This is a genomic window from Buttiauxella sp. JUb87 (assembly GCF_004361975.1).
GTDB lineage: Bacteria > Pseudomonadota > Gammaproteobacteria > Enterobacterales > Enterobacteriaceae > Buttiauxella > Buttiauxella ferragutiae.
In genome coordinates, this window is sequence record NZ_SNVY01000002.1 from 339,935 (window position 1) to 360,779 (window position 20,845).

Here is a 20,845-nt window from a genome sequence, read left to right on the forward strand (position 1 = left end):
ATTGGTGAGTGAGCACTCAGGGAAGAGAGATTTAAAGAGTAAACCGATAAAGGTGCACAGACTTGCTCGGGTAGTCTAGTCCGTCGCCGATATACTGCCAGCCAAAACGCTCGTAGTAATCTTTACAGGCCGAATAGAGATACAACTGGGGGTAGCCGAGCGTACGGGCATATTCAATAACGTGCTGTTGCAATTGTGCGCCTAACCCGCGGCCACGCTGCTTTTCATCAATGTATAACGCCGCGAGCCACGGATAGAGATCCTGGCGGCTAATTAAATCACAGCGCCACAACCCTACCGTTCCTACTAACTTGTCCCCCTCTACAGCGACAAATGTCAGCGGCATTTCCCCTTCTCGCTGGCTGGTTGCCACAATTGAGGCGAAAAAGTCACGGCTATCAGAGGTGCCAAACGCTTGCCATAGCCAGTCCGTCACTTGCGGCCCATATTGTGGTACGGCGTAGAGTGGCAGAATCTTCACATCAACTTCCCCTGGAAAATGGGAACCGACTCGAATAAGTAGCCATCAAAATCTGGTGCATCGGAGTCAGACTGTTCAAGCAGGCTGTTTTTAACGTTTTCTAAATGCTGCCACATCGCCTGCCACGAACCCATCACATCGCGGCGGCGCAGCGCTGCCAGAATGGTTTGCAGGTCACCCAGCCATTTCAGGCGATAGCTACGGGTGTCGATATGCGCACGTAATTGCTGCCACATCGGGCTGCTATCAAGATGACGCCAGATACTTTCTACCGTCGCCAACAACATCTGGTTTTGCGACGCCCCTGCCAGAACCAGGTGAAACATCTTGCAGTTGTCCTGGCTCAGGTCATTCATCGCAATGGCACGTTGTTCTTGTTCAAGGATACGTTTGAGGTTATCGATATCCGCTTTGGTGGCCATTTTTGCGGCAAAGGCCGCAATATTACTTTCGAGCAACTGGCGTGCTTGCAGCATTTCAAAGGGACCAATATCGCTACTGAAAAAAGCTTCTTCTTCCGCTTCATTTTCTGCCGGAACGCGCGTCACATACACACCCGATCCCTGGCGAATATCGACCGTGCCCTGCAATTCCAGCATCAGTAATGCTTCACGAACAATGGTGCGACTGACACCGTACGTTTCGGCAATGTTACGTTCAGGCGGCAAACGCGAACCGACCGGATACAATCCCTGCATGATTTGCGCGCGCAGATCCTCACCAATTTCCTGGTATTGTTTTTTTTCTGGCGAAAGCACTACCTTGTCCACGATATCACCCGTATTTGTCGATTCTCAGCGGCATCACGTACTGCCGCTGATTAATGCCTGCTAGCTTATCAAATTAAGCTGCTGAATGATTATTTCCATTCATCATCAATATTGAGCTGTAAAGTGCGCGACTCACTTAAAGAGCGATACCAATGGGCTGACTTTTTCGCCCTCCGCGCACGATTATTTTGCAGATCAATTTCAATCAAACCATAGCGGTTTTTGAAAGCGTTCATTGGCGAAACGTTATCGGTAAAGGCCCACAGCATGTAACCCTGGCAGTTTGCGCCATCTTCGCGGGCGCGCAGCGCCTGGTACAAATGTTCGCTGATAAAGCTGATGCGATAATCATCCGCTATCACGCCATCGGCATTGCGGAATTGCGCTTCGTTTTCCGTGCCCATGCCGCTTTCCGCCACAAACCACGGGATATTGCGATACTCGGTTTTAATGCGCATCGCCATGTCATAAACAATGCGTGGATAAATTTCCCAGCCGCGCGACTTATTCATGCGCCGCCCTGGCAATTCAAACGGCTCGTAGTAATAAGCGGGATGGAATGGCGTTTCTGGGTTCCAGGCGCGCGACGGCGCTTTGACACGATGCGGGTAATACAGGTTGATGCCCAGCTCATCGACAGTATTCTCGCGAATAATCGCTAATTCCTGTTCGTTGTAATCCCATTGCACGCCATGTTTTTCCAGCAGTTCGAACAACTGCTGAGGATATTCACCGTGCACTAACGGGTCTAAAAATACCCGGTTGTAGAACAGGTCGTAAATCTGCGCCGCTTGCCGATCATGGGCAGCACTCGAACGCGCATAAGTGACTTCCGGGTTAAGAATGCAGCCCACGGTTCCGCTGTAACCTTTCTCACGGAACAGTTTCACCACTTTCGCCGTAGCGAGGTTTTTATGGTGATTCCACTGCATCCACTTATGGGTATTTTGCTCGTATGGCCAGCGTAACGCATCCAGATAGACGCGGGTTTGCACTACAATCGGCTCGTTAAACGTAAACCAGCGATTCACCTTGTGAGCGTAACGGGCAAAGACTTTTTCCGCATACAACACATACAACTCGACCACTTTTTTCGACGCCCAACCGCCATAGTTTTCGAACAGCGTGGCGGGCAGTTCATAATGTTCGAGGCAGATCATCGGTTCAATGCCGGTGCGGCGCATTTCGTCGATCAGATTGTCGTAATACTGCGCATATTCCTCGTCGACGATGCCCTTTTCATAATCGGTGAAAAAACGCGACCAGTTAATTGAGGTGCGGTAATGCGTCAGCCCCGCCAGTTTCATCAATGCGACATCTTCACGATAGCGATTGATAAAATCAGTGGCGACTGCTGGGCCATAGCCCTCGTGCCACACATGGCGGTCGTTTTTGTACCAGGCATCCAGCCAGGAATCCTGCCCTTCTTTTTTGCCGCTCCAGCCTTCGGTTTGCCAGGCTGATGCCGCAGCGCCGAGGATAAAATCTTTTGGGATAGTGACTTTTACGTTGCTCATGCCTTCCTCACGCGTTTTTGGCAAGTTGTTGCTGTTCGGCCTGCAACTGCGCCTGCTCAGCACGGCGAGAGGCAATTTTCACAAACGGCAGATAAATCAGCACGGAAACCAGAATACAGCCCAATTGTGTCACCACCGCGCCCATCGAACCGGCGGTAGAGAGCCAGGCGTTAATCAACGGCGGTGTGGTCCACGGCACCATCACTACCGCTTTACCAGCAAAACCCATTGCGGTGGCGAAGTAGCCAATCGTGCCGGTTACCAGTGGGGTAATAATGAAGGGAATAGCCAAAATTGGGTTTAGCATAATCGGCATACCAAAAATCACCGGCTCGTTGATATTAAAAATGCCGGGGCCGAAAGAGAGCTTAGCTATCTCTTTCATTTCTTTGCGTTTAGTGGCAATCATTACCGCAATCAGCAAGCCGATGGTTAAACCCGAACCGCCAATACTCATGTACACATCCCAGAACGGCATGGTGATGATATTGGGGATCTCTTTACCTTGCTCAAAAGCACTCATGTTGACGGTAATCGCGCCAAGCAGCAGCGGTTCACGGATAGGTTTGATCATCTGGTTACCGTGAATACCGATAACCCAGAACAGCTGAGCGACAAACATCAGCAGCAAAATACCCGGCAGGCTCTGCACCACTTTTTCCAGCGGTTGCTGCACCACCTGATACACCGCGTCATACAGATACATGCCGGTGGTCTGATGGAAGATGAAACCGAAAGTCGCGATGGCGGTAACGGTGATGATTGAAGGAATTAATGCAGAGAAAGAGGCAGAGACATTTGGCGGAACGGTATCAGGCATTTTGATTTTCAGCCCTTCGCGTTTTTCCAGCCAGCAGTAAACTTCAACCGACAAAATGGCAATAAACATGCCGAGGAACAGGCTGCGGGTATCAGAAAACTGGCGTGCCAGAATATCTTTCACCATGTGCATTTGCCCATCGACCATCATTTCGATGGTCGTTGGCGTCACGCAAATAAAGCAAATCACCGCCAGCAAGCCGGGGAACAAACTTTTAATACCGTTGATGCGCCCCAATTCGATACCAATCAGGAACACCGCACCGATGTTCAAAAAGTTAAGCGTGGCGTAGTTAATCGCCGCGGTGATTGGTTTCAGCTGTGCCAGAAACGACAATGCAGAAAAACTGGCCAGGCCGTTTTTCGGGTCCAGCACCATGTTAGAAATCAGTACCGAGAACGCCCCGACAATAATCACTGGCATCAGGGTGATGAACGAGGCTTTGATCGCCATAATATAACGGTAACTGTTGAATTTCGTGGCGAAACTCCCCAGCGAGTCGATTAACTTTTCCTGTAATGCCATTGGGTATACCTCTGTGTTGTCGTTTTTTATTATGTAGGGTGATGTTTAACGAACGTTTTGGTATGCCAAAAATAGGATCAACCGCCTAACAATTCCGTGATAAATGTCCCACATCGTTATATTGGAATTCCAATAAAACCAATTTGGCATACCAAATAAATTCATACCCTAAATAATTCAAGATGCAGGAAGGCGGCAAAAGAAGGAATCCCGATGAGCTTACTAAAGTAAGTGATTCGGGTGACTGAAAGCAGCCAACGCGCCTGCAACTTGAAGTATGACGGGTACAAAAGCGTGATCCGCTCCGCCAAATGGCATAGCGAAGCTGCAAGCACGATGTTTCATCAGCCCAGCGTGATAAACTAGCGAAATTATGCGACCACGCGGCTAAGCGTCTTACTCAGGAATGAATTGATGGTAACAATGCTGGATGTCGCGCTACGCGCAGGCGTTTCCAAAGCAACGGTATCACGCGTGCTCAACGGGATTGGGCAAGTCAAAGAGACCACCCGCGAACAGGTGTTTAGCGCTATGGAAGAGTTAGGTTATCGCCCTAATTTTCTGGCGCGATCGCTCGCCAATCGCAGCAGTAATAGTGTGGGTCTGGTGGTATCGACGTTTGATGGCTTCTACTTTGGCCGACTATTACAACAAGCCTCGCGCCAGACTGAAGTGTGGGGAAAGCAACTGATTGTCACCGATGGGCACGACACACCGCAGAAAGAACTCGAAGCCGTGCAAATGCTGGTAGACCGGCACTGTGACGCCATTGTGCTGTACACCCGTTTTATGAGTGAACGTACATTATTGTCGCTAATGAATAGCATCAAGGTGCCGCTGGTGGTGATTAACCGCGATGTGAGCCAGGCGCGCGATCGCTGCGTTTTCTTCGAACAACAAGATGCCGCATTTAAAGCGACAGACTATTTAATTCAGCAGGGCCATCGCGATATTGCCTGTATCACCGTACCGATTTCCACGCCAACCGGCCAGGCGCGCCTGATGGGCTATCGGCAAGCACTGCAAAAACATAGCATTGCTTTTAGCGAAGATCGGGTGAAATACGGCGATTCCAGCATGGAGCTTGGCCACAAGCTGTGCCAGGAGTTACTGGAAAGCCGCGTCCCGTTTACTGCACTGTTTGCCTGCAACGACGATATGGCGCTGGGTGCGTCGAAAGCGCTGCATCAGGCTGGAGTGCGCATTCCGCAAGATATTTCGTTGTTTGGTTTTGATGATGCGCCGAGCGCACAGTGGCTGGAGCCTGCGTTATCCAGCGTTTATTTGCCTATCGATAACATGATCATCACGGCTATCAATCAGGCAATAAAACTGGCAAACGGCGAGTCGCTCGAGGCGATCCCACCGTTTGTTGGCAAGCTGGTGTTACGGGATTCAGTCGCGCCGGGGCCGTTTTACAGTTTAGATAAGCTCTAAAGCCAACAACTCCTGCACCGTCTGGCGGCGGCGAATCAGCCGCGCTTTGCCGTTATCAAATAATACTTCCGGCAGCAGCGGGCGGCTATTGTAGTTGGACGACATCGATGCGCCATACGCGCCGGTATCGTGCAGCACTAAATAGTCGCCGACTTGCACCGGCGGCAGCGCACGGGTTTCCACTTTGCCACCTTCTTGCTGGGTAAACACATCGCCGGATTCACACAATGGACCGGCGACCACGGTTTCGACCAGTGGCAACGTCGCCAGCTCACGTCCATCCCCCGCTAACGCAGAAATATGATGATAGCTACCGTACATTGACGGGCGCATCAAATCGTTAAAACCGGCATCAATCAGCACGAAGTGGCGCGAGCCCATGTTTTTCACTGAACGCACTTGTGCCACCAGCACGCCCGATTCCGCCACCAGGAAACGCCCAGGTTCGATCTCCAGTTTCACCGGATGCCCCAGACGTTGAGCGATTTTTTCACGAGCCGCATTCCACAAACCGTAATAATGATTGGTATCGATGGTTTCTTCGCCTTCGCGATAGGGAATCGACAAACCGCCGCCTGCGGAAATAGCCTCCAGATCCTGACCAAAATCAATCACCTGTTGCACCATCGCGCCACAAACACGTTCCAGATGCCCGTAATCAACGCCTGAACCAATATGCATATGAATGCCGACCAGTTGCAGTTTGTAGCGTTGAATCACCTCCAGCGCCTGCGGTAAATCCGCATGCCAGATACCGTGTTTGCTGTTTTCACCGCCAGTATTGGTTTTCTGGCTGTGACCGTGACCAAAGCCTGGATTGACGCGCAGCCAGACACGATGCCCCGGCGACACTTCGCCAAGCTGCTGCAACATATCGACAGAACCGGCGTTAACCGGGATTTGCTGTTCGGCGACTAACGCCAGAGTTGGCTGGTCAATCATATCGGCAGTAAAAACGATGTCGTCTTTGTTTTCCAGCGGCTGATATCCCGCCGCTAACGCCCGTTCAATTTCACCCTGAGAAACCGAATCGACCTTCACGCCTTGTTCGCACATCAGGCGCAAAATATGAATGTTGGAACAGGCTTTTTGGGCAAAACGAATCACATCAAACTGGCGCAGTTGCGCGATTTGCTGGCGAATAATTTCTGCATCGTATACCCAGACCGGGCAACCAAATTCGGCAGGCAATGCCAGCAAGTTTTGCGCATTCAACGCAGTTTCAGGGTTATTCAGTGGGCGTGGCATGGTGACTCCGGCAACAATTCATTTTTTTGTATTACGCCATAGAGTGAAGAGAAGAAAAAATATCGTTTTCTGCCAAGTCTATTCATTTATGATATGGATATATCTCCCCTCACCCTGGCCCTCTCCCTGAGGGAGAGGGAAGAAAACCAGACCAATCTCCTTGAGTCCCTCTCCTGGGGGCGAGGGCCAGGGTGAGGGCGCTCATTGCTGACCCAAAACACAAAGGCCAAAACATGCCCTCAATCACCTTACGCCACATCGAAATTTTCCATGCGGTAATGACTGCCGGTAACCTCACCGAAGCAGCAGCATTGCTGCATACTTCGCAACCCACCGTCAGCCGTGAACTGGCAAGACTTGAGAAGTTGATTGGCCTGCAATTATTCGAGCGTAGCCGTGGGCGCTTGCACCCTACCGTTCAGGGCTTGCGCTTGTTTGAAGAAGTGCAGCGCTCCTGGTACGGGCTGGACAGAATACTGAGTGCCGCAGAAAGCCTGCGCGAATTTCGCCAGGGCGAGCTATCTATCGCCTGCCTGCCGGTGTTTTCACAATCTTTCTTGCCGGTATTGGTGCAACCGTTTTTGGCACGCTATCCGGAACTAAGTCTGAATATTGTGCCGCAAGAATCGCCGTTGCTGGAAGAATGGCTATCGGCACAACGCCATGATTTGGGCCTGACCGAAAACACCGTGACGCCTGCCGGAACTGACCGCCAGACTTTGCTGACGCTTAACGAAGTTTGTGTTCTGCCTGCCGGGCATCGCCTCGCCGATAAAAAAGTGCTGACACCGCAAGATTTTGCCGGAGAAAACTACATCAGCTTGTCGCGTACCGACAGTTATCGGCAGCTTCTGGATTCACTGTTTCAGGAACACGACGTTAAGCGACGAATGGTGATGGAAACGCACAGTGCAGCGTCGGTGTGTGCGATGGTGCGGGCGGGAGTTGGGGTTTCCGTGGTCAATCCGTTGACCGCTCTGGATTATGCTTCCAGTGGCGTTGTGGCGCGGCGCTTTAGCGTGGCGGTGCCGTTTACCGTGAGCCTGATTCGCCCACTGCACCGCCCTGCTTCTGCGCTGGTCACGGCATTCAGCGAACATTTGCAAAACAGCATGCAAATCTACACCGAGCCACTTAGCGCGTTGCTGGATGCCTGAATTAGTGTTCTGTTACTGGCAGTTGATGGCCAGTGCCATTGCTGAAGTTAATCAGGCAGATGACCAACCCAATAGCAGCAAGTGCTGCCGCCGCAACCGGTACGGCGGTCAGGCCGTAACCATGAGCAATCACGGCTCCGCCAACCCACGCACCTAGCGCATTGCCAACGTTAAAAGCTGCAATGCTCAACGTCGACACCAGGTTGGGTGCATCTTTGCCGTGTAGCACCACATTGATTTGCAGCGCAGGAACGGTGGCGAATGCCGCCATTGCCCAGAGAAACAGCGTGATTTCTGCAAGCCACATACCGTGGCTGGTCCAGCGGAACAGCAACGAGAAAATCGCAATCAGGCTGAAGCTTAAGATCAAACTAAATGAAACGCGCCAGTCGGCCAGGCGCCCGCCAAGAATATTGCCAACCGTTAACCCCGCACCAATCAGGAACAACGTCCAGCTCACGCCCTGATTTGTAATGCCCGTGACCTGCAACAGCATCGGCGCAATATAGCTAAATAAGGCAAACATCGCGGCGGCAAAAAAGACCGTCATTGACAGCGAGAGCCAAAGTTTACCGTTCGCCAGGGCGCTCACTTCGCGCTTCAGATCGGCAGGCGTTTCCTCTTTTTGCGATGGCAAACTAACTATCAGCGCGATAAACGCCACCACACCGATAATCGCCACGCCCCAGAATGTCGAACGCCAGCCGTACAGTTGCCCAAACCAGGTGCCGATTGGCACGCCAAGCACATTCGCTAATGTCAGACCCGTGAACATCAAAGCCACCGCCGACGCTTTGCGATTTGGCGCGACCAGGCTTGCTGCCACCACGGCACCAATGCCAAAAAATGCACCGTGGCACAGCGCGGTAATAATGCGCGCCAGCATCAGGAATTGATAATTCAGCGCCAGTGCGCACAGGATGTTGCCGACGATAAAAATTACCATCAGTAGCACGAGAGAAAGTTTGCGCGGCAAACGTGCCGTCAGTAACGCCATGATCGGTGCGCCAATCGCGACCCCGAGCGCGTAGCCGCTAATCAGCCAGCCTGCAGTGGGAATCGAGATCGTCAGGTCTCCGGCCACTTCGGGCAGCAGGCCCATAATCACGAACTCCGTCGTGCCGATGGCAAAGGCACTCATCGCCAGCGCCAGCAAGGAAACAGGCATGGGAAAACTCCAGGTTGCAGAAATAACAAAAGGCGGAAGAACGTGGTTCAACCGCCAGAACGCGAGGATGTCAGAGGTGCAGCTTGTTTGAAAAAACGTGCGCTGCTTAACAAATTAATAACACAAAAAACGCCGGGTATGACCCGGCGTGCGCTGAGGATACTCGATTTTTCATTTATCTTTTTGAAATTAAAAAAGAAAAAATCACACCTCAGCAAGCATAAATTTCACTGCATCTTCAGCATGAATGGCGGCAGTATCAAACACTGGTAATGGGCAATCTTGCTGGTTAAGCAGCAAGCCAATTTCGGTGCAGCCAAAAATCACCCCTTCTGCGCCTTGCTTCTGCAACTCTTTAATCACTTGCTGATAATAGTGCTTCGACTCGGCAGTGATTTTTCCAAGACACAGTTCTTCAAAGATGACCTGATTAATGCGCTGGCGCTGCTCTTCATGGGGAATTAACGATTCAATGCCAAACTCAGCATTCAGGCGGCCTCGGTAAAAATCCTGTTCCATGGTGTAACGCGTCCCCAGCAAAGCAACACGCTGAACATTTTGCGCAGTAATGGCGCGCCCCGTCGCATCCGCGATGTGCAAGAACGGCAGCGAGCAACGTGATTCAATGTGGTGTGCCACTTTGTGCATGGTGTTGGTACACAGCACGATGCCTTCGGCCCCGGCTTTTTGCAGGCCAAGCGCTGCTTGCGCCAGCATATCACCGGCTAAATCCCATTCACCGCAGGCCTGACAGGCTTCAATCTCATGAAAATCAACACTGTGCAGCACAATTTTTGCCGAATGCAGCCCACCTAAACGCGTCTTAATACCTTCATTAATCAATCGATAATAAGGAATTGTCGATTCCCAACTCATGCCACCCAGCAAGCCAATTGTTTTCATTTTTTCGTCACCTGTTCTTTGTCATGACATTGGTTATAACAGAGAGATTATCAGGCAGGAAAGCGTGATCGGCCTTACAAAACTCCGGTGTCAACTATCGCAAAGGGAATTTTCAGGTTACGATTATTTAAATGAAACAACGTTTCACGTAACCAAGGATCGAAAGATGTTCACTTTTATTAAAGATACTCAACTGGAAGATTTAGGTGCTGGCGTGAGCCGCCGTATCCTGGCGCACGACGGCAAAATGATGGCAGTACAGGTTAACTTTGAAAAAGGTGCCATCGGCCCGATGCACAATCACCCACATGAGCAGTTAACTTATGTGCTGTCTGGAGAATTTGAATTCACCATCGGTGAAGAAACTCACCGTGTGACCGCGGGCGACACACTCTATAAAGAACCTCACGTGATGCACGGCTGCGTATGCCTGGCTGCTGGCACACTTTTGGATACTTTCACCCCAATCCGTGAAGATTTTCTGAAGTAAGTGCCAAAAAAAACGGCTGCTTCCATGTTTTGGAAGCAGCCGTTTATGCAGCAATATCAGCGATTATATTTCTTCAATTCTCATACGAGACGACATCGCACCACGAACCAGCACAGAACCCGCCGCCACAATCAAGCCAACCAGCGCCGCCAACACAATAATCAGTGATTTACTGGCGCCATCTTTTTTTACCGGTAGCGAAGGCTGCATCTGGTATTTGAAAGGTGTGAAATCAACTGAGCCAAGATTTATCGCCTGCAATGCGCTCAGAACATGCTCACGATTTTGTATTGAGACATTCAACTGAGCTACGTCTTTAATCGACTGTTCGATTTTTAGCTTTTCGGCTAAGCCATTTGCCCCAAGCGAAATGGAGTAATCAGGGTCGTCTTTCACTGCCTGGCTATTGCTATATACCGGATTTTTCAGGCCCGCAGCATTCGCCACCTGTAACGAGTAACCCAAACGCTCAACGTTCACATTATGTTGGTTTTCAAGGTTGACCCGATCCAATGCCAGACGGTCTTTTTCATATGCTATTTTTAATTCAACGGCATTTTTTACATCAGCGATGATGTCTTTATTCACTTGTTCGGCAATAAACTGAATGTAATTTTGCAGCACCTGCTGAGCATCATCAGCATCAGGCGCAGTAAAACCCAGGGTCCAGGAGGTGTAAGGCATATTGGTGGATTTTTTAGGGTCACTATTGTCCATCGCGGTAAAATTTTGCGAGACCCTGACGATGGCTTTGTACAATTCAGGGTTATCGACATCCCCATTCTTCACCAGCGCCTGCACATACGGAGATTGGCTGAGGAATTGTGCGCGAAGCTGCTGAGAATCAAACTTCTTCAAAAACGAATTATACAAGTTGACGGAACTCAGATTGGTTTCGACCCCAAGCACGGTGAGATTTACCATCGCGCGGTGTAACTCACTAACCTCTTCAGTTTCAGGTGGGGTAACAATCGCCTGGCTGGTCCATTTTTGTGGTAGCAGGAAGCTGGCTGCCAGCCCGCACAAAGCAAATAATAGTGTAATGATGGCTATTTGTTTTTTGGCGGCAAACAGAGTGGATAACAAGTCGAGTAAGTCAATCTCTTCATGGCGCGGTGCCACAAGCGGGTAAGGAGAGACGTTTTCCAGGCGATTGGCTTTCATTTCAATAGAAGACATAACTGGCCGGTTTTTAATTTATGAAGAAAAAGGACGCGCAGTACCTTTCCTGAGTTGGGAAATTAAAACGGTTACGCGACGTTAAGAAAAAACGGAACAGGTCAGGTTTTAGGCGAGGATAAAGGCTACATATCTTTCCTGGTGCATGTCATGCATCGATAGTAAAAAACGCGTTTTCAACGCTATTTCTACCCTCTGTTAATGCGCCAATAACAAAGCCACAACCTTGTAATGAAACGTAAATTTTCCTTATCAGTGGGTATTATCACCAAGAATACTCTTAAAAACAACTCTCAACTCTTGTAGTTTTAAAATCAATAAAAACTCTGTCCATTTTTACACAAGTCTCTAAAACCTCGCCTGTTTCACATAATCAAAACAGCGTTTCGACATCGATCACATTTCTCTGATGAATTGAATGACGTAGTTACAAATCGTAATAAGATAAATTAAAACGCTGTTTTACAAACCAAGAACCACGGTTCACATGTTTATGAAATCTGTTATCCATTACAGAAAAGCGATAAGCACAACGGTTCTTTAATCTTTTATTTATCAATCAATTATCAGGGAATGAATATGACGATGATGCCCAACCCTTTTCGACCCATCAGATTTCTCACCAGGGTGAGGCAATGAGTTTCAAGAATATTTTTGTATCAAACAATTTTTAAACCATTGACCACCAGGTAGGTATGTATGAATGAAAACAGAATGCTGGGATTGGCATGGATTTCGCCCTACATAATAGGGTTGTTAGTCTTTACTGCCTTCCCGTTTGTTTCATCTTTCTTCCTCAGTTTTACTGAGTACGACTTGATGAACCCACCGGTGTTCACCGGTATTGAAAATTATCGCTACATGTTGACCGAAGATTCACTCTTCTGGAAATCCATGGGCGTGACGTTTGCCTACGTGTTTTTAACTATCCCGTTAAAACTCGCATTCGCGCTGGGCATCGCCTTTGTTCTGAACTTTAAACTGCGCGGCATCGGTTTCTTCCGTACTGCGTATTACATCCCCTCTATTCTGGGTAGCTCCGTTGCGATTGCCGTTTTATGGCGTGCGCTGTTTGCCATCGATGGCCTGCTGAATAGCTTTATTGGTGTGTTCGGTCTGGACCCAGTGAACTGGCTGGGTGAGCCTTCTTTGGCGCTGATGTCCGTTACGCTGCTGCGTGTCTGGCAGTTCGGTTCGGCGATGGTCATCTTCCTGGCTGCACTGCAAAACGTTCCGCAATCACAGTATGAAGCGGCAATGATCGACGGCGCGTCCAAATGGCAGATGTTCACCAAAGTGACGGTTCCTTTGATTACGCCAGTCATCTTCTTCAACTTCATCATGCAGACCACGCAGGCGTTCCAGGAGTTTACCGCGCCATACATCATTACCGGCGGCGGCCCGACTCACTACACCTACTTGTTCTCACTGTATATCTACGACACCGCGTTCAAATACTTCGATATGGGTTATGGCGCAGCTCTGGCGTGGGTTCTGTTCCTGGTCGTGGCGGTCTTTGCCTCCATCGCCTTTAAGTCATCGAAATACTGGGTGTTCTACTCCGCAGATAAGGGAGGCAAAAATGGCTGATATTCCAACAAACCAGCTCGGTTCACCAAGCCAGACGGAATTGGCAGAGCAAGAAGTCGCCCGTACATTACGTCGCGAAAAAATCAGCCGTAGCATTCGCTATGTGGTGCTGATTATTGTCGGCCTGTTGATGCTCTACCCACTGGTGTGGATGTTCTCTGCCGCGTTTAAACCGAACCATGAGATCTTCACCACGCTGGGCCTGTGGCCGTCAAACCCAACCAGCGACGGTTTCGTCAACGGCTGGAAAACCGGTACTGAGTACACCTTTGGTCACTACATGCTGAACACCATGCAGTATGTGATTCCCAAAGTTCTGCTGACCATTATCTCTTCAACGATTGTCGCTTACGGCTTCGCCCGTTTCGAAATCCCGTTCAAGAAGTTCTGGTTCGCCACGTTGATTACCACCATGTTGCTGCCAAGCACTGTGCTGTTAATCCCGCAATACCTGATGTTCCGTGAAATGGGCATGTTGAATAGCTATTTACCCCTGTGGCTACCAATGGCATTTGCCACCCAAGGGTTCTTTGTCTTCATGTTGATCCAGTTCCTGCGTGGCGTACCACGCGATATGGAAGAAGCCGCGCAAATTGATGGCTGTAACTCCTTCCAGGTGCTCTGGTATGTGGTAGTGCCGATTCTGAAACCGGCCATTATCTCCGTCGCCCTGTTCCAGTTCATGTGGTCAATGAACGACTTTATCGGGCCGCTGATTTATGTGTACAGCGTAGACAAATACCCAATTGCACTGGCGCTCAAAATGTCTATCGACGTGACAGAAGGCGCTCCATGGAACGAAATTCTGGCAATGGCGAGCATCTCCATTCTGCCATCGATAATCATCTTCTTCCTGGCTCAACGCTACTTCGTACAAGGCGTGACCAGCAGCGGAATTAAAGGTTAAGTGAGGGAATATCATGGCTGAAGTTATTTTCAACAAATTGCAAAAAGTTTACTCCAACGGCTTCCAGGCGGTTCATGGTATCGACCTGAAAATTGAAGACGGTGAATTCATGGTTATCGTCGGCCCGTCTGGCTGCGCGAAATCAACCACCCTGCGCATGCTGGCGGGTCTGGAAACCATCAGCGGTGGCGAAGTACGCATTGGCGACCGCGTCGTCAACAACCTGGCACCAAAATCGCGCGGTATTGCGATGGTGTTCCAGAACTACGCGTTGTACCCGCACATGACGGTACGTGAAAATCTGGCGTTCGGCCTGAAGCTGAGCAAGCTACCAAAAGACCAGATTGAGTCGCAAGTGAATGAAGCGGCCAAAATCCTTGAGCTGGATGAGCTGATGGACCGCCTGCCGCGCCAGTTATCTGGCGGCCAGGCACAGCGCGTGGCAGTAGGCCGTGCGATTGTGAAAAAACCGGATGTGTTCTTGTTCGACGAACCGTTATCAAACCTTGATGCCAAGCTGCGTGCGTCGATGCGTATTCGTATCTCCGACCTGCATAAGCAACTCAAGAAAAGCGGCAAGCCAGCCACCACCGTTTACGTGACCCATGATCAGACTGAAGCGATGACCATGGGCGACCGTATCTGCGTGATGAAACTGGGCCACATCATGCAGGTGGATACACCAGACAATCTTTATCACTACCCGAAAAACATGTTCGTGGCTGGCTTTATCGGTGCGCCAGAAATGAACATTCGCCCAAGCAAGTTGATCGAAAAAGACGGACGTCTGCAAATTAGCGTCGGTCAAGACACGCTGGCACTGAACGAGCGCCAGCAAAAGCGTTGCGCTGAATACAAAGATCAGGACATTTTCTTCGGTATCCGTCCTGAATTTATTTCAATCTCTGATGAACCGTTCGCCCAAAGCCATTCCAGCGGTGAAATGGTGCGTGTGGAGAACATGGGTCATGAATTCTTCATCTACCTGAAAGTCGCTGATTTCGAAATGACCTGCCGCATCCCTTCCGATGAAGCTAAGCCAATGATTGAAAAGGGCCTTCACCGTAAGGTGTATTTCAAATTTGACATGGAAAAATGTCATATTTTCGACGCAAAAACAGAACAGAACATCTCACTCTGACAGGAGTCTATGATAATGAAAAAAGTGCTGTTAAGTACCCTGATTGCTTCAACCCTTGGCATGGCTGCTGGTTCTGCGTTCGCGGCAGATCAAGTGGATTTACGCATGTCCTGGTGGGGCGGCAACGGACGCCATCAGGTGACTCTGAAGGCAGTTGAAGAGTTCCAGAAACAACATCCAAACATTAAGGTGAAGTCTGAATACACTGGTTGGGACGGCCACTTGTCCCGTCTGACCACACAAATCGCGGGCGGTACTGAGCCGGACGTGATGCAGACTAACTGGAACTGGCTGCCAATTTTCTCTAAAACCGGCACTGGCTTCTACGATCTTAATACCGTGAAAGGTGATCTGGATTTAACCCAGTTTGATCCCAAAGAACTGCAATCCACCACGGTTGACGGCAAGCTAAACGGTATTCCGATTTCCGTTACCGCGCGCGTGTTCTATTTCAACGACGAAACGTGGAAGAAAGCAGGCATCGCTTACCCAAAAACCTGGGAAGAGCTGATGGCAGCGGGTAAAACCTTCGAGAGCAAACTGGGCAAGCAATACTTCCCGGTGGTGTTAGAGCACCAGGATACGCTGGCTCTGCTGCGCTCTTACATGGTGCAGAAATACAATATTCCTGAAATCGACACCACCAAAAAGCAGTTTGGTTATTCCAAAGAGCAGTGGGTTGAGTTCTTCGGCATGTACAAGAAACTCATCGACAGCCACGTGATGCCTGACACTAAGTACTATGCGTCATTTGGTAAGAGCAACATGTACGAAATGAAACCGTGGATTGAAGGCGAGTGGGCGGGGACGTACATGTGGAACTCCACCATTAACAAATATTCCGACAACCTTAAGCCACCAGCGAAGCTTGAACTGGGTTCTTACCCAATGCTGCCAGGGGCGACAGATGCCGGTCTGTTCTTCAAACCTGCGCAAATGTTCTCTATCAGTAAAACGACCAAGCATCCGAAAGAAGCGGCGATGCTGATTAACTTCTTGCTCAACGAGAAGGCGGGCGTGGAGGCTTTGGGTCTGGAGCGCGGTGTGCCATTGAGCAAAGCGGCTGTAACCCAGCTGACTACTGATGGCGTAATCAAAGATAACGACCCATCAGTTGCAGGTCTGAAACTGGCGCAGTCACTGCCAAACAAACTGGCAACCTCGCCATACTTTGACGATCCGCAGATTGTTTCCCTGTTCGGAACCTCTTTGCAGTACATCGACTACGGCCAGAAAACCGTAGAAGAAACTGCAGCTGAGTTCGAGCGCCAGGGTAACCGCATCCTGAAACGTGCGATGCGTTAATTAAGTAGGCTAGTTTTGCTATCTATGCCCTGCCCCGCTTGCGTGGCAGGGCATTTTTTTAACGATTAAACAGGAGTGTCGTTATGGCTAAAGGTAAGAAAATCCAACTTTCCTTCCGCGCCCGACGCGACAAGGAAACCGGTGCAGAAGTCTTGCGTTTAACCCCGCCACATGTCATTTGCCATCGTAATTATTTCTATCAAAAATGTTTCAGTAATGATGGTCAGCGGTTGATATTCGGCGGCGCATTTGAAGGGCACTGGAATTACTACTCGCTGGATCTGGACAAACAAATGGCGACCCAGTTAACCGAAGGTGAAGGTGACAACACTTTCGGCGGCTTTCTGTCAGCTGACTGCCAATCGTTGTGGTATGTGAAAAACACCCGCGAACTGCGCCGCGTTGACCTGGAGACTCTCGAAGAGCATGTAGTTTACCAAGTTGATGACCAGTGGGTGGCTTACGGTACCTGGGTTGCTAATTCGGATTGCAGCCTGTTGGTTGGTATTGAGATCAAAAAAAGCGACTGGTCGCCGCTAACTGACTGGCAAAAATTCCGTGATTTCTATTTCACCAACCCGGAATGCCGCCTGATCCGCATCGATTTACACACCGGCGAGCAACAAGTCATCTTGCAAGAAAAACGCTGGTTAGGTCATCCGATTTACCGGCCATTTGACGATCAAACCGTAGCGTTTTGTCACGAAGGGCCGCGAGATGCCATCGATGCTCGCATGTGGTTGATTAATCAAGATGGCACTAATCTGCGCAAAGTGCGCCAGCATCAGCAAGGCGAAAGTTTTACCCATGAATTTTGGGTGCCTGATGGCTCTGCGCTCTATTACGTCGCTCACAAAGAAGGTGATGCACACCGCTATTTGTGGAGTGCCAACCCGTTAACTCTCGAAAATCGCCTGCTGCGAACCATTCCCCCTTGCTCACACTTGATGAGTAACCACGACGGCACGCTGGTCGTCGGTGATGGTGCACCACATAAAACCGGCAATATCGATCTTAACGATCCTTTTATTTGGGTGTTTGATTTGCAGAAAGGGACGCAGAAAGCGGTTTGCCAGCACAATACATCGTGGAAAGTTCTTGATGGAGATCGGCAGGTGACACATCCACATCCGTCATTTAGCCCGGATAACCAGTGGGTGCTTTACACTTCCGACGAAGAAGGCATGCCTGCATTGTATTTAGCCAGGGTATAGATATAAAAAAACCTCCTGACTTCAGGAGGTTTCTATTTCGTTTCATTTTGTCGGGGGCGCTACGCTTGCCCGACCTACCGAAAGGAATGGATTTCGTAGGGTGGATAAGCGCCAGCGTCATCCACCTTTACTTCAATCCGAATTAACGCGCTAACCAGCCGCCATCAACCGCAACGGTGTAACCGTTGATGTAATCAGAAGCAGTAGATGCCAGGAACACGATTGGACCTTTCAGATCTTCTGGCAGGCCCCAACGGCCAGCAGGGATACGCTCAAGAATGGCAGCGCTACGTTCTTCATCAGCACGCAATTGCTGGGTGTTGTTGGTTGCCATGTAACCTGGGGCAATCGCGTTTACGTTGATACCGTGTTGTGCCCACTCGTTCGCCAGCAGACGGGTCACGCCCATCACTGCGCTTTTTGACGCGGTGTAAGACGGTACGCGGATGCCGCCCTGGTAAGAAAGCATAGAAGCGATGTTAATGATTTTGCCGCCTTTGCCTTGCGCAATGAACTGGCGAGCCACAGCCTGAGACATGAAGAACACGCTCTTAATGTTCAGGTTCATGACATCGTCCCAGTCTTTTTCGCTGAAGTTGATCGCATCTTCACGACGAATCAGACCCGCGTTGTTTACCAGAATGTCGATTTGGCCGTACTCAGCAACCGCACGCTCCAGCAGAGCGGGAATGCCATCAATCTGGCGCAGGTCAGCGGTCAGGCTCAGGAAGCGGCGACCCAGAGCAGTAACACGCTCAATGGTTTCAGCCGGTTCAACGATGTTGATGCCCACGATGTCACAACCAGCTTCAGCAAGACCGATAGCCATACCCTGGCCCAGACCTGTATCACAACCAGTAACAACTGCAACTTTACCTTGTAGGGAGAACGAATCCAGAATCATGTAGGTTTCCTTTATTTATACGGGCCTGCTGTTAGCGCAAGCATTTCGGGGAAAATATTGTTCGCGCTAACTGCGCAATTCATAAATTACATACGGTGCAAACACTGTTCCGTAATCTTTGATGGGTGAATAGTAATCCTGTTGAAACTGCTTTTCAATTATAAATGAAACGTTGTTTCAGATTTTAGGATGTTCTTTTCATATTTGATAAAGCGATCACGCTTAGCGGCTTACCTCAACGTTCTGATGCCCTTCTTTGCAACATTTCATACGACAGATATTACTTTTAGTGAATGCAATCACACACTTTGAAACATTGTTTTGATAAATTAGCACCCATTGTTCGTTCATCAATTCCGATAGGTAAAGGAGAGCATCATGGCTAAAGGTATGCGGGTTAAGCTGGTTTACGAAGTGAGTCAGGACCCAGACACAGGCGTCGAAGTCACCCGCTTAACGCCACCAGAAGTCACGTGTCATCGTAATTACTTCTATCAAAAATGCTTTACCAATGATGGCAACAAGCTACTGTTTGCCGGGGAATTTGACGGCCACTGGAACTACTACCTGCTGGATATCGCCGCAGGCGAAGCGGTGCAATTAACTGAAGGCGCTGGCGACAACACTTTTGGCGGCTTCCTCTCACCTGATGACAACTCTCTTTACTATGTGAAGAACGAGCGCACGCTGTTGGAAGTGAATCTTGAGACGCTGGTTGAGCGTGAAGTTTACCGCGTACCTGATGATTGGGTTGGTTACGGCACCTGGGTGGCTAACAGCGATTGCAGCAAACTGGTGGGAATCGAAATCTCCAAAGACGACTGGGTTCCATTGAACGACTGGAAAATCTTCCACGACTTTTTCCACAAAGGTCCAAACTGCCGCCTGTTGCGTGTTGATCTACAAACCGGTGAAAGTGCAGTGATCCACCAGGAAAAAAACTGGCTCGGCCATCCGATTTATCGCCCATTCGACGACAACACTGTCGCCTTCTGCCATGAAGGTCCGCATGACCTGGTAGATGCGCGTATGTGGATGGTCAACGAAGATGGTAGCAACGTGCGTAAAGTGAAAGAGCATGCCGAAGGTGAAAGCTGCACGCATGAATTCTGGGTGCCAAATGGCTCTTCTCTGATGTACGTTTCTTATCTTAAAGGCCAGCAAGGCCGCACCATTTATAGCTACAACCCGGACACGGGTGTTAACGCCGAAGTGATGCAGATGCCTGCATGCTCACATCTGATGAGTAACTTTGATGGTTCGCTGTTAGTCGGCGATGGTTCCGGTACGCCTGTCGATGTGAAAGACACCAGCGGTTATACCATCGATAACGACCCGTATTTATATGCCTTCGATGTTGCGAAAAAAGCGTATTTCCGCGTCGCTCGTCATGATACTTCCTGGGCAACATTTGCCAATAGCCGCCAGGTCACGCATCCACATCCTTCATTCACTCCGGATGACAGCGCCATTCTTTTCAGCTCAGATAAAGACGGTAAACCTGCGCTATATATTGCGAAGATGCCTGCTAACCCGGAATTAATTTCTGCCTGATAAAAGAGTATGTCCTGTGTAGGCCCTTGCCCTCTCTTTATGAGAGGGCTTTTTTTTGCTGACAAAGGGTTTTTGTAGGGTGGATAAGCGTTAGCGTCATCCACCATTTACGCCAGTTTGTCGGATGACGCTGCGCTTATCCGACCTACGAAGAAGTTTGTCATCAGTCTCTGCCCTCTCTTTATGAGAGAGTTTTTTTTTGCTGACAAAGGGTTTTTGTAGGGTGGATAAGCGTTAGCGTCATCCACCATTTACACCAGTTGTGTCGGATGACGCTGCGCTTATCCGACCTACGAAGACGTTTGTCATCAGTCTCTGCCCTCTCTTTATGAGAGAGTTTTTTTGCTGACAAAGGGTTTTTGTAGGGTGGATAAGCGTTAGCGTCATCCACCATTTACACCAGTTGTGTCGGATGACGCTAACGCTTATCCAACCTAGGAAGAAGTTTGTCATCAGTCTCTGCCTTCTCTTTATGAGAGGGCTTTTTTTTGCTGACATTTAATTCCCTTCTTCACCAGGTGAAGGAAAAAAACAA

The 20,845-nt window shown here is 49.6% G+C and carries 18 protein-coding genes; 9 read left to right on the top strand and 9 right to left on the bottom strand.

Annotation, left to right across the window (positions count from 1 at the left end):
- Positions 1–31 precede the first annotated feature (31 nt).
- The 4 genes from EC843_RS09870 to EC843_RS09885 all read right to left on the bottom strand — a co-directional run bounded on the left by EC843_RS09870 (position 32) and on the right by EC843_RS09885 (position 4,113).
- Complete coding sequence (locus tag EC843_RS09870; protein WP_064543763.1) at positions 32–481, bottom strand: GNAT family N-acetyltransferase; 450 nt, start codon at positions 479–481, stop codon at positions 32–34.
- Positions 478–1,251, bottom strand: a complete 774-nt coding sequence (locus EC843_RS09875) for an FCD domain-containing protein (RefSeq protein ID WP_064543761.1) — start codon at positions 1,249–1,251, stop codon at positions 478–480. Before EC843_RS09875 ends, EC843_RS09870 begins: the two co-directional genes overlap by 4 nt.
- Before the next feature lie 89 nt (positions 1,252–1,340).
- Positions 1,341–2,768: a glycoside hydrolase family 1 protein gene (locus tag EC843_RS09880; protein WP_133522169.1), complete on the bottom strand. Its 1,428-nt coding sequence runs from the start codon at positions 2,766–2,768 to the stop codon at positions 1,341–1,343.
- A 7-nt stretch (positions 2,769–2,775) separates the two neighbouring features.
- Positions 2,776–4,113 carry a PTS transporter subunit EIIC gene (locus tag EC843_RS09885; RefSeq protein ID WP_064543759.1) on the bottom strand — a complete coding sequence of 446 codons (1,338 nt, stop codon included), beginning with the start codon at positions 4,111–4,113 and terminating at the stop codon, positions 2,776–2,778.
- A gap of 414 nt (positions 4,114–4,527) precedes the next feature.
- Here EC843_RS09885 and EC843_RS09890 point away from each other — a divergent pair, with 414 nt between their 5' ends.
- Positions 4,528–5,550 (top strand): LacI family DNA-binding transcriptional regulator, encoded by a 1,023-nt coding sequence (locus tag EC843_RS09890; RefSeq protein WP_064543758.1) that lies wholly within the window; start codon positions 4,528–4,530, stop codon positions 5,548–5,550.
- Here EC843_RS09890 and lysA read toward each other — a convergent pair.
- Positions 5,536–6,798 (bottom strand): diaminopimelate decarboxylase, encoded by a 1,263-nt coding sequence (gene lysA / locus EC843_RS09895; protein WP_133522170.1) that lies wholly within the window; start codon positions 6,796–6,798, stop codon positions 5,536–5,538. The genes EC843_RS09890 and lysA overlap by 15 nt on opposite strands.
- Positions 6,799–7,031: 233 nt before the next feature.
- Between lysA and EC843_RS09900 the strand changes: the two genes are divergently transcribed.
- On the top strand, positions 7,032–7,955 hold the full coding sequence (locus EC843_RS09900) for a LysR family transcriptional regulator (RefSeq protein WP_064543786.1): 924 nt from the start codon (positions 7,032–7,034) through the stop codon (positions 7,953–7,955).
- A gap of 1 nt (position 7,956) precedes the next feature.
- Here the strand turns inward: EC843_RS09900 and EC843_RS09905 are convergent, their stop codons facing one another.
- Together EC843_RS09905 and EC843_RS09910 are read right to left on the bottom strand one after the other, a co-directional pair.
- A complete protein-coding gene (locus EC843_RS09905) occupies positions 7,957–9,123 on the bottom strand; it encodes an MFS transporter (protein ID WP_133522171.1) in 1,167 nt (388 codons plus the stop codon).
- Positions 9,124–9,327: 204 nt separating this feature from the next.
- Positions 9,328–10,026 (bottom strand): aspartate/glutamate racemase, encoded by a 699-nt coding sequence (locus EC843_RS09910; protein ID WP_133522172.1) that lies wholly within the window; start codon positions 10,024–10,026, stop codon positions 9,328–9,330.
- 166 nt (positions 10,027–10,192) lie between these two features.
- On the opposite strand from EC843_RS09910, the gene EC843_RS09915 reads away from it, so the two are divergent.
- Positions 10,193–10,516, top strand: coding sequence for a cupin domain-containing protein (locus tag EC843_RS09915; protein ID WP_064543749.1), 324 nt, complete (start codon positions 10,193–10,195; stop codon positions 10,514–10,516).
- A 63-nt stretch (positions 10,517–10,579) separates the two neighbouring features.
- On the opposite strand, the gene wzz(fepE) is transcribed toward EC843_RS09915, so the two are convergent.
- Entirely contained in the window at positions 10,580–11,695 is a 1,116-nt protein-coding gene (wzz(fepE), locus tag EC843_RS09920) for an LPS O-antigen length regulator Wzz(fepE) (RefSeq protein WP_133522173.1), read from the bottom strand.
- 699 nt (positions 11,696–12,394) lie between these two features.
- On the opposite strand from wzz(fepE), the gene EC843_RS09925 reads away from it, so the two are divergent.
- The 5 genes from EC843_RS09925 (at position 12,395) to EC843_RS09945 (ending at position 17,852) form a co-directional block, all read left to right on the top strand.
- Positions 12,395–13,285 (top strand): sugar ABC transporter permease, encoded by an 891-nt coding sequence (locus tag EC843_RS09925; RefSeq protein WP_064543746.1) that lies wholly within the window; start codon positions 12,395–12,397, stop codon positions 13,283–13,285.
- Positions 13,278–14,192 carry a carbohydrate ABC transporter permease gene (locus EC843_RS09930; RefSeq protein ID WP_064543744.1) on the top strand — a complete coding sequence of 305 codons (915 nt, stop codon included), beginning with the start codon at positions 13,278–13,280 and terminating at the stop codon, positions 14,190–14,192. Before EC843_RS09925 ends, EC843_RS09930 begins: the two co-directional genes overlap by 8 nt.
- A gap of 13 nt (positions 14,193–14,205) precedes the next feature.
- A complete protein-coding gene (locus EC843_RS09935; RefSeq protein WP_064543742.1) occupies positions 14,206–15,333 on the top strand; it encodes an ABC transporter ATP-binding protein in 1,128 nt (375 codons plus the stop codon).
- Between the two features lie 15 nt (positions 15,334–15,348).
- The gene (locus EC843_RS09940; RefSeq protein ID WP_064543740.1) at positions 15,349–16,638 is read left to right on the top strand and encodes an ABC transporter substrate-binding protein; all 1,290 of its coding nucleotides are present in this window, start codon (positions 15,349–15,351) and stop codon (positions 16,636–16,638) included.
- A gap of 83 nt (positions 16,639–16,721) precedes the next feature.
- Positions 16,722–17,852, top strand: coding sequence for an oligogalacturonate lyase family protein (locus EC843_RS09945; RefSeq protein WP_133522174.1), 1,131 nt, complete (start codon positions 16,722–16,724; stop codon positions 17,850–17,852).
- A gap of 142 nt (positions 17,853–17,994) precedes the next feature.
- On the opposite strand, the gene kduD is transcribed toward EC843_RS09945, so the two are convergent.
- Complete coding sequence (kduD, locus tag EC843_RS09950; RefSeq protein WP_064543736.1) at positions 17,995–18,756, bottom strand: 2-dehydro-3-deoxy-D-gluconate 5-dehydrogenase KduD; 762 nt, start codon at positions 18,754–18,756, stop codon at positions 17,995–17,997.
- Between the two features lie 378 nt (positions 18,757–19,134).
- Between kduD and EC843_RS09955 the strand changes: the two genes are divergently transcribed.
- Positions 19,135–20,310: an oligogalacturonate lyase family protein gene (locus tag EC843_RS09955; protein ID WP_064543734.1), complete on the top strand. Its 1,176-nt coding sequence runs from the start codon at positions 19,135–19,137 to the stop codon at positions 20,308–20,310.
- Positions 20,311–20,845 lie beyond the last annotated feature (535 nt).

Bases quoted from the DNA above. Each gene is read 5' to 3' on its own strand.
- EC843_RS09930 (WP_064543744.1), top strand. From the start codon at position 13,278: ATGGCTGATATTCCAACAAACCAGCTCGGTTCACCAAGCCAGACGGAA.
- EC843_RS09925 (WP_064543746.1), top strand. From the start codon at position 12,395: ATGAATGAAAACAGAATGCTGGGATTGGCATGGATTTCGCCCTACATA.
- EC843_RS09890 (WP_064543758.1), top strand. From the start codon at position 4,528: ATGGTAACAATGCTGGATGTCGCGCTACGCGCAGGCGTTTCCAAAGCA.
- EC843_RS09900 (WP_064543786.1), top strand. From the start codon at position 7,032: ATGCCCTCAATCACCTTACGCCACATCGAAATTTTCCATGCGGTAATG.
- EC843_RS09945 (WP_133522174.1), top strand. From the start codon at position 16,722: ATGGCTAAAGGTAAGAAAATCCAACTTTCCTTCCGCGCCCGACGCGAC.
- EC843_RS09955 (WP_064543734.1), top strand. From the start codon at position 19,135: ATGGCTAAAGGTATGCGGGTTAAGCTGGTTTACGAAGTGAGTCAGGAC.
- EC843_RS09915 (WP_064543749.1), top strand. From the start codon at position 10,193: ATGTTCACTTTTATTAAAGATACTCAACTGGAAGATTTAGGTGCTGGC.
- EC843_RS09885 (WP_064543759.1), bottom strand. From the start codon at position 4,113: ATGGCATTACAGGAAAAGTTAATCGACTCGCTGGGGAGTTTCGCCACG.
- EC843_RS09880 (WP_133522169.1), bottom strand. From the start codon at position 2,768: ATGAGCAACGTAAAAGTCACTATCCCAAAAGATTTTATCCTCGGCGCT.
- kduD (WP_064543736.1), bottom strand. From the start codon at position 18,756: ATGATTCTGGATTCGTTCTCCCTACAAGGTAAAGTTGCAGTTGTTACT.
- EC843_RS09910 (WP_133522172.1), bottom strand. From the start codon at position 10,026: ATGAAAACAATTGGCTTGCTGGGTGGCATGAGTTGGGAATCGACAATT.
- EC843_RS09935 (WP_064543742.1), top strand. From the start codon at position 14,206: ATGGCTGAAGTTATTTTCAACAAATTGCAAAAAGTTTACTCCAACGGC.
- EC843_RS09905 (WP_133522171.1), bottom strand. From the start codon at position 9,123: ATGCCTGTTTCCTTGCTGGCGCTGGCGATGAGTGCCTTTGCCATCGGC.
- EC843_RS09940 (WP_064543740.1), top strand. From the start codon at position 15,349: ATGAAAAAAGTGCTGTTAAGTACCCTGATTGCTTCAACCCTTGGCATG.
- lysA (WP_133522170.1), bottom strand. From the start codon at position 6,798: ATGCCACGCCCACTGAATAACCCTGAAACTGCGTTGAATGCGCAAAAC.